At 46.8% G+C, this 13,959-nt stretch carries 9 protein-coding genes; 6 read left to right on the forward strand and 3 right to left on the reverse strand.

The genetic code is table 11. The features are described from left to right. Positions 1–222: 222 nt before the first annotated feature. The 3 genes from ACYVNW_RS15970 to ACYVNW_RS15980 are packed head-to-tail and all read left to right on the forward strand — an operon-like array spanning position 223 to position 5,392. Positions 223–2,667, forward strand: coding sequence for a T9SS type B sorting domain-containing protein (locus ACYVNW_RS15970; RefSeq protein ID WP_460680873.1), 2,445 nt, complete (start codon positions 223–225; stop codon positions 2,665–2,667). A gap of 7 nt (positions 2,668–2,674) precedes the next feature. Continuing rightward, positions 2,675–3,658, forward strand: a complete 984-nt coding sequence (locus ACYVNW_RS15975; protein WP_460680874.1) for a PorP/SprF family type IX secretion system membrane protein — start codon at positions 2,675–2,677, stop codon at positions 3,656–3,658. Positions 3,659–3,667: 9 nt separating this feature from the next. Then, positions 3,668–5,392, forward strand: coding sequence for an OmpA family protein (locus tag ACYVNW_RS15980; protein ID WP_460680875.1), 1,725 nt, complete (start codon positions 3,668–3,670; stop codon positions 5,390–5,392). 116 nt (positions 5,393–5,508) lie between these two features. On the opposite strand, the gene ACYVNW_RS15985 is transcribed toward ACYVNW_RS15980, so the two are convergent. From ACYVNW_RS15985 to ACYVNW_RS15995, 3 genes are all read right to left on the reverse strand, one after another. Beyond that, on the reverse strand, positions 5,509–6,204 hold the full coding sequence (locus tag ACYVNW_RS15985) for an arylesterase (RefSeq protein WP_460680876.1): 696 nt from the start codon (positions 6,202–6,204) through the stop codon (positions 5,509–5,511). A gap of 65 nt (positions 6,205–6,269) precedes the next feature. Next, complete coding sequence (locus tag ACYVNW_RS15990; protein ID WP_460680877.1) at positions 6,270–8,819, reverse strand: ABC transporter permease; 2,550 nt, start codon at positions 8,817–8,819, stop codon at positions 6,270–6,272. Positions 8,820–8,828: 9 nt separating this feature from the next. Beyond that, positions 8,829–9,515 (reverse strand): ABC transporter ATP-binding protein, encoded by a 687-nt coding sequence (locus ACYVNW_RS15995; RefSeq protein WP_460680878.1) that lies wholly within the window; start codon positions 9,513–9,515, stop codon positions 8,829–8,831. A 177-nt stretch (positions 9,516–9,692) separates the two neighbouring features. Here ACYVNW_RS15995 and ACYVNW_RS16000 point away from each other — a divergent pair, with 177 nt between their 5' ends. The 3 genes from ACYVNW_RS16000 to ACYVNW_RS16010 are packed head-to-tail and all read left to right on the forward strand — an operon-like array spanning position 9,693 to position 13,959. Beyond that, a complete protein-coding gene (locus ACYVNW_RS16000) occupies positions 9,693–10,808 on the forward strand; it encodes a Gfo/Idh/MocA family protein (protein WP_460680879.1) in 1,116 nt (371 codons plus the stop codon). Positions 10,809–10,863: 55 nt separating this feature from the next. Then, a complete protein-coding gene (locus tag ACYVNW_RS16005) occupies positions 10,864–12,267 on the forward strand; it encodes a sensor histidine kinase (RefSeq protein ID WP_460680880.1) in 1,404 nt (467 codons plus the stop codon). Between the two features lie 30 nt (positions 12,268–12,297). Continuing rightward, the gene (locus ACYVNW_RS16010) at positions 12,298–13,959 is read left to right on the forward strand and encodes an NAD(P)/FAD-dependent oxidoreductase (RefSeq protein ID WP_460680881.1); all 1,662 of its coding nucleotides are present in this window, start codon (positions 12,298–12,300) and stop codon (positions 13,957–13,959) included.

Consider the following 13,959-nt stretch of genomic DNA (forward strand, 5'->3'; position numbering starts at 1 on the left):
CGGGCTTTGTTCGTTTTGTGCTACTTGTATCTGCGCGAGGTAGCTTGCAAAGCTCTCCATCGTAATTTTTAACAACAACTGAATTTGTATTATTCGGGGATAAATAGTTACTTTCAACGCTTGATGTAAACGTATTTTGCATCAAATTATCCATTAAGCCATTAACAAACCAACCGGGTTCACAAAGTGCATGTGTGTAGCTTTAACAGACAGATAAAGTGGATGTATCCGTTAGCGGTCTTCCTTCTCTTTTTGCCCTGGCTGTTAAAAGCTGAAGGCAGTAAAGAGTTAACTGCCAATGGTGGTAACCGTGCTTATCTGCTTTCTTCTCCTAATGCCAATAGCTCATTTCCGTTTCCTACACGTGGTACCATGAAGGTATATGCAAAAGCCGGCGAAACCATTTATGTAGGGTCAAGTGCACAAGGGATAGGCTCGGGTACCATCAATCTACGTGCACCCGATGGTGCCTATTACACCAGTGGAACATCAACTACTGTAGGAGTAATAGCCAACCGCAGCCAGGAGGCGGCAGGCCCCATGCCCAATAGCGGTGGATACAGGCCATTTACACAAACTGTTTTGCCTTCTCAAGAGGGTATCTGGGAAGTTGACTTCATTCCGCCTACCGGCGGTACCGATTTTGGCGGCAATCCTACACCGGTAACCGCAGGTGCCAACTGGAGCCAGGCCTACAGTCAGTATGTAACCGCGTTTGATGTATCGGTGCGCAATGCGGCTAATAACAGCTTTTTAACAGGGCGTGTATTTACCAATGTTTTATCGGGCATATTGGGCACTTTTGATGTAGGCTTCAATGCCATATTGTATATTTTAACCAAAGATGGCTATCAGTATACTTTAGATAACAACGGGCAGGCAGGTAATGGATTTACCTTTTTCGCCAATAATAAAGGCTTGAGAAATGCAGACGGCTCCCCAGCTTACAGCAGTTTAAACCGCACTACCAACCCCAATGTGCAAGACCCGCGAAGCGCAGATACACCATCGGATATTACCCATAAAATATTTTTTAATGCCCCGGCAGCAGATATGCCAACTGCAGCAAACACAGCCGGAGGTGGCAGTACCTGGTTGTTGAATTTACCGGTTGAGCCCACACTAAGCAACGTTAGCTTTACTGGGACTGAAGGAACACCCGGAAAGGGTGGTACAGCACCCTTAGGGGGTAATATTGCCTTTACTGCTACCGCAAATGGTACTTATGTAGTAGGTATAGATGTGAACAAAAACGGATTGTTTACCGATGCTGTTGACCGCCGCCTCACCGGTACAGTAAATGCCGGCATAAACCAGGTAAACTGGGATGGTTTGGATGGTACCGGTAACAAAGTGCCTGCCAGTGTAACCAGTTATACTGCTTCGGTGACCGTATCTCTATTCGCAGCCGAGGTACATTTCCCGTTTTTTGATGTAGAACGTAATGTGAACGGTATAAAACTAACCCGCATTAACGGCGCATTGGCCCCCGATAATACCATTTACTGGAATGACAGCCCGGTAACCATAGTAGGGGTGCCTTCTAACCCTATTACCAATTTAACAGGTATCAGCAGCCTGGTGAATGGGCATAAATGGGGCAGGCCAAGTTCGGCAGATGATGATGTAGACTTTGGGAATAACAGGAGTATTGATACCTGGGCTTATGCTACTGAGCCGCCGCTTACTGGTACAGTTAATTTTGTATTACAGGAAGCCGATTTGGAAATCAGTAATTTAACTACTGCTATTGATTGTGCCACCAGGAAAATAACGTATGCGGTTACTGTTAAAAATAACGGTCCTGCCGATGTAACGGGAGGTAAGTTTTCATTTACTTTTCCTAATGGCTTAACGCGTATTGCGGTAACCAGTGCAAATACATCAGGTGCCTCCGCTGTGCAAGCAGAAGCAACTACAGCCACGCAGTACTCGGCAACACTTAACATAGCTAATGGCAGTACTCGCACTTTTACCATTACCGGCAATGCAGATGGTAATGTGGGTAATACCACAAACATAATGGCATTCCTGTTGCGCCCTGCCGATGTTACCGACCCCGGTGCTACCAATGCTGATGCAGCCGCACCTGTTGATGCCGCTGCCGAATGCAATGCTTCTTCAACCAACTCTTGTAATAATATTAAAACAGGTACTACGGTAATAGTCCAGGCGCCAGATGCCGGGCCAGACCAGTCAGTAGTGTTAAATACCACAGTAAATTTGACTGCAAGTTCAGCGGGCACCTGGTCTCAGGTAGGTAGCACACCGGTTTTAGCAAGTATTGCTACTCCCAATGGTGCAAGCACAACAGTAACCGGCTTAACCACAGCAGGGGCGTATCAATTTATGTTTACCAATAGTAATGGCTGCACCGATGTGGTAACTGTCAGTGTGTTTTCGGCCGATACTGCTATACCTAATATCATTACACCTAACGGCGATGGTAAAAACGATGTGCTGGAGATTGAGAATATCGGCTTTTATCCCAATAGCCAGCTATTGATATTTAACCGCTGGGGTAACGAAGTTTACCGATCCGAAAACTATAACAATACCTGGAATGGTAGTGGACTGGCTGATGGTACTTACTATTATTTGTTTAACCGCAAAGAAGCCACCGGTAAAATAACACCCTTTAAAGGCTGGATTTATTTAAAACGTTGATGTGGATATGGGCAGCTTAAATAAATCCATAGGGCTAATGATTATGGTAATGCTTACAGCGTTGCATGTACAGGGGCAGCAAACAGTGCAGTTCAGTCAGTACATGTTTAACGGCCTGGCGGTTAACCCGGCTTATGCAGGTTATAAAGAGGACTGGACCCTGAACCTGAGCAGCCGCCTGCAATGGGCCGGTATTGAAGGTTCGCCCAAAACAAATACCATTTCTATTGATGGTGTAACCAATGCCGAAAGTAAAAATATTGGCTTGGGTCTGCTGGTAGTGAACGATCGGCTGGGGCCCGAGAATAACTCATCAGTGTACGCTAATTATGCCTACCGCCTGCGTTTGGATGAAGACGACACCCAGCGCCTGAGCTTTGGCATTGCCGCCGGTTTAACACAATATCGCATTGATGGTTCAGCGTTTAGCCCTGCGGACGTGAGCGATGGTTTGCTGATCTCAGGCACTCAAAGTACAATCAATGCTGATTTCAGGTTGGGTGCTTATTATAGTTCCAGTACTTTTTACGCCGGCGCTTCTCTGTTAAATTTATTTCCCGGAACGGTTTCGCGCAGCAACGTGATTTTTATCAACCAGGCGCGTGCATTGTATGTAACTGCCGGCCTGGTGGTGCAGCTCTCCGGCTGGCTGGATTGGAAACCTTCTGTAATGATCAAAGATGATTTTAAAGGCCCTACCAATGCCGATATTGCCAGCTACCTGCTGTTTAATAAAAAGTTTTGGCTGGGCGCAGCTTACAGTACCGGGGTGCCTTTTTACAATAAAAGCAACTTGCAAAGCAACCTGGCTAAAAGTGATGCGGTTACAGCCATGGCGCAATTTTCGGTCAGCGATTTTTTTCGCATCGGTTATGCCTATGATTTTACCACCAGTAACCTGTCTGGCTATCAAACCGGCTCGCATGAGTTATCGTTAAGCTTAACCTTTCGCCGCAAGAGGCCCCGAATTATTAGTCCAAGATATTTCTAAATGATGGGTATGAAAAGAATCTTGGCAATTATTATATTTTTTATGTGTACGGGATTGCTGGTGCAAGCCCAGGAGCAGTTAACCAAACGGCAACTGGCCGAACGTGCCTTTGAACGTTATGAATATTACCGGAGCCTGAATTTATACCTGGAACTGATTGGTAAAGTGCATTACCAGGTGCACGATGCAGAGCGCATAGCCGATTGCTACCGCCTGATGAATGACGATGTGAATGCCGAAGCTTGGTACGCCCGTTTAATCACCGAGCCGCAAGCCAGCCTGAACGTTATTTATTATTATGCCGAAGCGTTGCTGCACAACCATAAATTTGAAGCGGCTAAAGTTCAGTATAAAAGTTACTATCAGCATTTCAACTCACCACAGCAACTCAACTTCAAGCTGGCCACCTGTGATTCTGCTGCGGCCTGGATAAAGCGCCCCAATGCTTTTGCAGTTAAAAACGATAAACAGTTAAACAGCTATTATGCCGATTGGGGGGCAACCCGGTACGGTAAAAACGGAACCGTTTTCGTATCAGACCGCCGGTTGGATGAAAAGCGGAAAGGTATCGACCAGCGTAGTGGCAACCAGTATACACAATTATTCTTAGCCGATGGTGAAAGTGTAGTGTTAATGCCTTTGGATACTAAAGGCAGCGAGATATTTAAAGGCGATTACCATACAGGCCCTGTAGCATTTAACGCCACCGCTGATACTGCTTATATAACCATAACTACAAATGTGCCTGTAAATTCGTTGCCTAAAGAGGTAAATAAAAATCAGCGTTTGTATACCCGTCGCCTGCAATTGGTGATGGCAACCAAAGCAGGGAGCAAGTGGAGTAACTTTATAAACTTGCCTTTTAACAATGTGCAGCAGTATTCGGTAGGCCACGCGGCGCTGTCGCGCGATGGTCAGTTGCTTTATTTTGCCTCTGATATGCCGGGCGGCAAAGGCGAAACCGATATCTGGTATTGTGAAAAACAAGCAGATGGTACTTGGAGCAAGCCGGTAAATTGCGGACCAATTATTAACACTGCCGAAGCTGAGGCTTTTCCTATGTTAAACGGCGATGTATTATATTATTCTTCAAAAGGGTTGCCGGGCATGGGCGGCTATGATTTGTTCCGGGCTGTTGGCAGTAAAAACCAATGGACAAAGCCTGAAAATTTAAGATTCCCGGCTAACTCCACCCGCGATGACTTTTATCTGACCACTGCCGATGGCTTGAACGGATACCTGTCTTCTAACCGTGAAGGCGGTATAGGTAGCGATGATATTTACCACTTTAGCTACACGCCGCCACCGGCAGCAGCAATAAAACCAGCCCTAAAGCCTGATGCGCCTGGGCATAAACAGCCTGACTTTAATGCACCTAAAATCCCCATGCTGGCGGTGATTTATTACAATTTAGATAAATACAGTATTCGCACTGATGCTATAGCCGATCTTGATCGGGTGGTGCAAGCATTGAAGTCGAATCCCACTATTCGTATTGAAATTGCTTCTTTTACTGATATCCGTGCTTCTACTACTTACAACATGGCCTTATCTGCCAGGCGGTCGGCAGCAGTGGCGGCGTATCTGATTAAAAATGGTATTGCTATGGAGCGGTTCATCACCCGAAACTATGGCGAGAGTCGGCCGGTTAGCCAATGTGATGATGAAGCGAATTGCACAGAGGCCGAACATCAGTTGAATAGAAGAACAGAGATAAGAATATTGGGTCAGTAAAATCTTCTGTCATTGCAAATGGTAGTGTTACAATCGTTTGCTGTACAGAGCAAAGATGTTTCTCCGTGTGATTGGTCACGCTATCACTCGCAATAACAATAAGGAAGTTTACTGTGCTACTTTAATTCTCCTTCCAGTACCGCCCAAACATTATTAGCCAGAATTTTTGCACCGGCAGGCGTAGGGTGAATACCATCTTTCTGGTTAAGTGCGGGCACGCCACCCACGCCTTGCAGCAGAAAAGGCACCAGTGCAATATGATTCTTTTGCGCCAATTGCGGGAAAACTGCCTTAAACTGTGCCGCATAGTTTGCACCCATACTGGGTGGTATCTGCATGCCGGTTAATACAATTTTAGCTTTGGGATATTTCGCTTTTACCTTGTCTATAATAAACTGCAGGTTGCTGCTTGTTTCGCTGCTGGGTATGCCGCGCAGGCCATCATTGGCGCCTAATTCTAATATGAATATATCTACAGGTTGCTTTAATGTCCAGTCAATACGGCTTTTACCACCCGCTGTAGTTTCACCGCTCACCCCGGCGTTTACAATTTTATAGGGCAATTTGGCTGAATCAATTTTGTTTTGCAAAATGCTTGGATAGGCGTCTTTGTCCGGATCGTCCAAACCATAACCTTCTGTTAAACTATCGCCAAAAACCAACACGGTTTTAGTGTTTGAAGTACTGCTTTGCTGTGTTGCAGCAGATGAAGTAGTATCATTTCCGGTGCTATTGGTAGCGGTGTTTTTATTCTGGCAAGCCATCAGCAATAAAGCAGATAGCATGGCGTATGTAAGGTTATTTTTTTTCATGATGGATAGATAGCCAAATAAGCTTATTGTTTTTTCCTAATTTCGAAATGGTAAGTAGGATTATATTAAGTAGAACGCAAAATCTCAAGCGGTGGTTTGTTCAGGGCGCCACGGCTGTTCAGTAAGCCAATAGCTACAGTTAATGCGGCTACGCCCAGCAATAGCCACAAAGCCGGTGTATAATTCACTACAAAAGGCAAGTCAAAACTATACTTGGCCAGCAGTATGCTGCCAGCCAAACCAATCACAATGCCGGTTAGTGCCGAAAGGGTGCCCAAAAACAAATATTCTAAAGCGGTAATGGTGAATATTTGCCTGCGGCTGGCTCCCAGGGTGCGCAGCAGCACACTTTCGCGCATGCGCTGGTATTTGCTGATGCGTACAGAGGCAATAAGTACCACTAATCCCGTAATCATGCTAAAGGCGCTCATAAAGCGGATGATGTAACCAATCTTGTCTAATAACTCATCTAATGTGGTAAGTACCAGGCCTAAATCAATAATGGATACGTTAGGGAACCGCTGTACCACCGCCTGCTGAAATTTAGCCGATACCGTACTGGACGGTACATGAGTCAGCTCCACAAAAAACTTGGGCGCTTCTTCCAGCACCCCGGTTGGAAACACGACCTGGAAGTTGGTTTGCACCTTACTCCAGTTTACTTTACGCAGGCTGCCTACAATGGTGTTAATGCGTGTGCCCTGCACGTTAAACGTAAGGTGATCGCCAATTTTTGCATGAATGCGTTTGGCCAGTCGCTCGTCTAATGATACCGGTACATCGGTGGTTGAGGTGGCCTTACCTGTCCATTTACCGGCAGTTATTTTCTCGGTCGAAGTCAGGAAATCGCGGTAGGTAACCCGGTATTCGTAAGCCAGCGCCCGGCGTATATCGTTTTTTGTGGTATCGTTTTTTAAGGAAGCCGCAGTAATGTTATTGATTTTTTCAAGTTTGATAGTAACAATAGGTACCTGCTGTACTACAGGCAGGTGGTTTTGTTTCGTTAGCTCCTCTACACCTTTTTGCTGATTGGTTTGAATATCAAATAATATCATGTTCGGCTGATTGCCGCTGGTAGACAGCGAAACCTGCTGGATGAGCATGGATTGAATGAAAATCAGCGTACAGATAAACATGGTACTCAGCCCGATAGACACCATCAGAATAATGGTTTGGTTATTGGGACGGTACAAATTGGCAAAGCCTTGCCGCGCCAGGTAGCTCCAGGAATTGGAAACCAGTAAACGCATTAAACGCATCAGTAGCCAGGCCACCAGGCTTAAAATACCAAAAGCAACTAAAATACCCGCCGTAAAGGCGGCGCTTGCCGGCCAGCTTTTTAACTGCAAATAAGTGAAGGAAGCAATAAACGCCAGAATAAGCGCATACACCAGCCAGCGCAGAGGATCGCGAGCGGCGTTGCTTTCCTGGTCAGTGATACGCAATGTGTTCAGCGGCGATATATTGCGGATAGACAACAGCGGCAACAAAGCGAATAACACCGAAATTACCATCCCTAAAGCTACACCCTGCCCGAAAGCCAGCCATGAAATATCGGCCGACATGGTGAAAGGTAAAAAGTCTTTCAATACCATAGGCAGCAGTTGTTGCACCAGCGTACCTAATAGTGCACCAATCACAGAACCAATAAACCCGATACCTAAAATCTGGATCAGGAAAATCAAAAAGGCTTCCCAGGCTTTTACGCCCAGGCAGCGCATAATGGCTATGGAAGGTATTTTTTCGCGGATGTAAATATTGGTGGCACTGGCTACACCCACGCAGCCCAGTAACAGGGCGATGAAACCTACCAGCGATAAAAAGTTAGCCAAATCGCCAAACGAACGGCCGGTGCTTTCTTTGCGGGTGGCAATGGTTTCGTAATGCAAACCTTCTTTATCTAAACGGCCGTCAATAGATTCGGCCAGTTTATCAACATTCGTTCCAGGGTTGAACTTGTAATAATAGCTGGTATTTACGCGGCTGCCTTTATCTATCAAGCCGGTTTCATTGAGGTAGGATAGTGGCACGTATACAATTGGGGCTACCGTTGCAGCCACGCCGTTCTGACCGGGAGCCTGCTCCAGTTTGCCTGCAATTAAAAAAGTAACCTTGCCTACTTTCACCGAGTCGTTTACTTTAACGCCGAACTGCTGCATCAGTGTTTTGTCTACCAAAGCATAACGGCCATTTTTAAAAGTTCGGCCCGCTGCTTTTGGGGTAGTTTCAATTTCGCCATAATAAGGGAAGTTGCCCTGCAGTGCTTTAATTTGCACCAGCCGGGTGCCGCCGCCTTTTGGGAAAAGCACCATCGAGGCAAAGCTGCGCTCCTGCGAGCGATCATCGCCCAGGCTGTCTAACAGGGGTTGTATCGTTTTACTTACCGGTTTATTGCCGGCAATCATCAGGTCGGAGCCAATGAGCAAGCCAGCTTGATCATTGATATCTTTCTGCAGGTTATAACTAAATGAGTAAATACCCACCAGCGCGGCAATGCCAAATACAATAGAAGAAATAAAAAGCAGCAGGCGCGAGCGGTTTTTACGGCTGTCGCGCCAGGCCATCTGGAGCAGCCAGCTTAAGCTTCGCTTATGGTTAGGGGGCGTTTGTTGCATGGGTGTGGCTTAAGCGTTGGTGTATTCGTCGGCAATCAGCTTACCGCCTTTTATTTTTAAAATGCGCTGGGTTTTGGCCGCCAAATCCAAATCGTGGGTAACTACTACCAGTGTGGTACCAGCATCGCGGTTTAAGTCAAACAGCAGCTTAATTACTTTTTCACTGGTTTCGGCATCCAGGTTGCCGGTTGGTTCATCGGCAAATAAAATTTTAGGCTGATTGGAGAATGCCCGGGCCAATGATACCCGCTGCTGCTCACCGCCCGAGAGCTGCGAAGGGTAATGGTGCCCCCGGCTGGCCAGGCCAACCTTATCCAGTAAATCCAATGCACGTGCTTTGATATTGCGCTCGCCGCGCAGCTCTAAAGGCACCATTACGTTTTCTAATGCCGTAAGTGTAGGCAGCAGCTGGAAGTTTTGGAAAATAAAGCCCACGTACTGGTTACGCACCTGTGCACGTTTATCTTCACTTAGTTCACCTAAATTAATCTGATTCAGTTCCACCTTGCCCGAGCTGGAACGATCAAGCCCGGCGCATAAGCCCAGCAGCGTAGTTTTGCCGCTCCCCGAAGGGCCCACAATGGCGTTGGTAGAGCCGGTAGTGATGGCGAAGTTAATGTCTTCCAGTACCGTTAACGTGCGGCCGGCGCTTTGATAGGTTTTGCCTAAGTTGGCTATATTAAGTATAGTATCCACAGTAGTTTAAATTAATAACAGCAATGAACGTAAGGTATTCATTCTTACTCACAAACAGAATAACGAACCGCCTGTTTAAGAATTATACCTCAGCAAGTTGTTATTATTTAGATGTGAACGTTCACTAATTGTTACAACGCTTAATCTTACTTATAAAACCACCTTTAATCCTTTGCCATGTCAAGTTCAAAAGTTTCTCGTCGTAAGTTTTTACAAAGCGGTTTATTAGGTGCGGGCGCTCTGGCCTTAACGCCTGGTTTTTCGGCGTTGGCTTCCTGCATTGGCGGGACTGAGAAAAGACTGGGTATTGCGCTGGTGGGTTTGGGTGGTTACAGCAGCGGGCAACTGGCACCGGCTTTGCAGCAGACTAAAAATTGTTACCTGGCCGGTTTGGTTACCGGTACACCTGAAAAAGCTACCCAATGGGCGCAGAAATACGATATTCCGCAAAAGAACGTCTACAACTACCAGAACTTTGACGAGATTGCTGGTAATAAGGACATCGATATTGTGTATGTGGTGCTGCCTGTAGCACTGCACAAAGAGTTTACCATTAGGGCGGCGCAGGCCGGTAAGCATGTAATTTGCGAAAAACCCATGGCTGTAAATGCTGCCGATTGCCGGCAAATGATTGCCGCTTGTAATAAAGCTAACCGTATGTTATCTATCGGCTACCGTTTGCACTTTGAGCCGCACAATATGGAAGTGATGCGCTTGGGGCAAAAGCAGGTGCTGGGTAAAGTAACGCAACTTGAAAACGCCAACGGCTTTTATTATGGCGGCGACCCGAATGCCTGGCGTTTAAAAAAAGCCTTATCGGGCGGCGGCGGATTGATGGATATGGGTATTTACGCTATACAGGGCGCCCGTTACACCCTGGGGCAAGAGCCAATTGCCGTAATGGCCCGCCAGGAAAAGACCCGTCCCGAATTGTTTAAAGAAGTGGATGAAACCGTATTTTGGGAGCTGGAATTTCCGGGTGGGTTTAAATCGCAGGGGAAATCGAGCTATAACAACAACTGGAGTTATTTGAAAGCCAAGGCCGAAAAGGGCTGGTTTGAACTCGAGCCGGCTTATGGCTACGGCGGTATACAAGGCAAAACTTCATCCGGTGTAATGCCTTACCCGCAAATTAACCAGCAGGCGGCACAAATGGATAATTTTGCCCAATGTGTAATGAGCGGCAAACCTACCCGCGTACCCGGCGAAGAAGGTTTGAAAGATATGCTGGTGGTAGATGCTATTTACCGCAGCCTGCAATCCGGCAAGCCGGAAAGAATTTTGAAGGTATAGTGTGCCTTTTATCAGGTATTGATTTACCTTTAGGTTCATCTTACATCCGCATACTATGCTTCAACAAGTAACCCCTGAATGGCTGCAATCTATTGAGGTTTTAAAAGAAGTTCCTTTAACACAGCTTAACTGGCTCATTCAGCATTCTCAACAAATGTTGCTAAAAGAAGGCGAGTTTCTGGCTCAGCCCGGAACGGTGCTCAATGCCATGCATGTTGTTATTAATGGCAAAATGCGCCTGTATATTCCCCAACAGCAGGGTGTAAGAGAAATTGGCGTATTTGAGCCGGGCGACATTACCGGCTATCTACCGTTCTCGAGAGCCAAAAGCACCCCCGGGTTTGTAGAAGCTTTGGAAGAAACCCAGCTGATGCGTTTGGAAAGCACTGAAATGCCGGAAATGATACGCGAGTATTTTGAGCTTACCCAGGCGCTGGTGCATGTAATGGCCACCCGCATACGCAATTTTACCGCCCTGCAACAGCAAAACGAAAAAATGATGGCCCTGGGCAAGCTTTCGGCCGGGCTGGCGCATGAGCTGAATAACCCGGCAGCCGCCATAGCCCGCGATGCAACGGCTTTGAATAACTTGCTGCAGTTAAGCCCTGAGCATTTGCAGGGAATGCTGGCTTCGCAAATAGGTGCTGAACAGGCAGAGGTAGTTACCCGATGCTTGTTTGATGCCCTAAACAAAGAGAACAAACCGGCCATGAGCCTGATGCAGCGCTCAGAAGCCGAAGATGATGTAAACGATTGGCTGGAAGACCACCACGTACCCAATGTATGCGATATTTCGGAGCCTTTTGTGGCCAGCGGGTTAACCGTGAAAGAACTGGAGTTATTTAAACCGCACATCCCTGAACCGCAATTGCCTATGGTAATGAAATGGATAGGCAAAAGCTTGTCAGCTGGTCGGTTAGTGAGTGATATCCAGGAATCATCGCGCCGCATATCTGAACTGGTAGGTGCAGTGAAGAATTTCACCCACATGGATAGGGGGCAGGATAAGCAATATGCCGATATTCATTTGGGCATTCGCAACACACTTACCATACTTAACCATCGCATCAAAAAGGCTAAAGTTAAATTGATAGAGAATTTTGATACCTCCCTGCCGCCAGTGAGTGCCCTGATTGGTGAGCTTAACCAGGTATGGACCAACTTAATTGATAATGCAGTTGATGCTCTGGAGTCGGTACCGGATGCGACGCTGGAAATCAGGACCCGGCGAGACGGTATATTTGTGCAGGTTTGCATTATTGACAATGGCCCCGGTATTCCCGAAGATATTTGCAGCCGTATTTTTGAGCCTTTTTTTACCACCAAGGAAATGGGAAAAGGTACCGGCTTGGGTTTGGATGTAGTGCACCAGATTGTGCAGCAGCACCATGGCACCGTAAAGGTAAATTCAAGGCCCGGCCGCACGGCGTTTGAGGTTTGTTTCCCAATCAATGGATAAGGTGTTGCTAAATTTTCTAACTTTAAACCGATGAGTCTGCCCATAATTATTTCTGTTGATGATGATCCGCAGGTATCCCGGGCGCTGAACCGCGATTTGCGGCAGCAATACCGGCAAACCTACCGTATACTAAGTACCACCTCGGCCAATGAGGCTTTAGAAACCTTAAAAGAGCTGAAAAATACAGGTGAAACCGTGGCTTTGGTAATTTCAGACCAGCGCATGCCCGAGATGGAAGGCGTTGATTTTCTGAAGCAAGCGGCTGTATATTACCCCGAGGCAAAAACCGTACTGCTTACTGCCTATTCTGATACCAATGCCGCCATTAAGGCCATTAATGATATCCAGCTGGATTATTACCTGATGAAACCCTGGAACCCGCCGGAGGAAAAACTGTATCCGGTAGTCAATGATTTGCTGGATGATTGGCAAAGCCATTACCAGCCGGCTTTTAAGGGAATTAAGGTAATCGGCTACCAGTTTTCACCTGCTTCGCATGATATTAAAGCCTTTTTGGCCGGTAATCTGATTCCGTACCAGTGGCTGGATGCCGAAACTGATAAGGAAGCCAGGCGCTTAATTGATATTAACGGTTTGACGTTGAAAGATGCGCCCTTTATTATTTTTGAAGATGGTACCTGCATTTGCAACCCCAGTATCCGCAACATTGCTACCCACATCGGCTTAAACCCCGAAGTAAAAAATGAGATTTATGATGTGGTCATAGTAGGCGCTGGTCCGGCCGGGCTGGCTGCAGCGGTATATGGCGGCTCTGAAGGCCTGAAAACCTTATTGATTGAGCGCCGTGCTCCGGGCGGGCAAGCTGGTACCAGTTCGCGTATTGAAAACTACCTGGGTTTCCCATCTGGTTTGAGCGGGGCTGATTTAACCCGGCGTGCGGTATCACAGGCTACCCGCTTTGGTACTGAATTACTGAGCCCGCAATCGGTAAAAGATATTCAGCAGCAAAACGGCTACAAAACCTTGGTGCTGGAGGACGGAAATACCATCAACAGCCGCAGCGTGATTATCACCACCGGGGTTGATTACCGTAAATTAGAAGTAAAAGGTGTAGAGCAGTTTACGGGTGCAGGTATTTATTACGGCGCAGCCAACACGGAGGCCTATGCCTGTACCAACCAGGAAGTATATGTAATGGGTGGCGGTAATTCGGCAGGGCAGGCGGCCATGTACCTGTCTAAATTTGCCGGAAAGGTATACATCATCATACGTAAAAAGAGCCTGGCTGATAGTATGTCGGCTTATCTGATTGATCAAATCAGTAAGGTAGACAACATAGAATTACTGCCCGAAACTGAAATACAGGAAGCTTTAGGTGAAGGGCACTTACAGGAGCTGGTGTTGATTAACAGGGCTACCAATGAAAGCCGTAAGGTTCCGGCAGCTGCCCTTTACATCTTCATTGGTGCTAAGCCTTATACCGACTGGATACAGCTCAATATCATCAAAAACAATAAAGGCTTTATTGAAACCGGCCGCGATTTGCAGAACCATGAAACCTTTGCCGGTATATGGAAGCAGCAGCGCGAGCCTTATTTGTTAGAGACGAGTTGCCCCGGTATTTTTGCCGCCGGCGATGTACGTGCCGGTGCCATGAACCGTGTGGCTTCTGCCGTAGGCGAAGGTTCTATGGCCATTAGTTTTATACATAAATATTTAGCAGAAGTATAA

The organism is Mucilaginibacter koreensis, assembly GCF_054783355.1.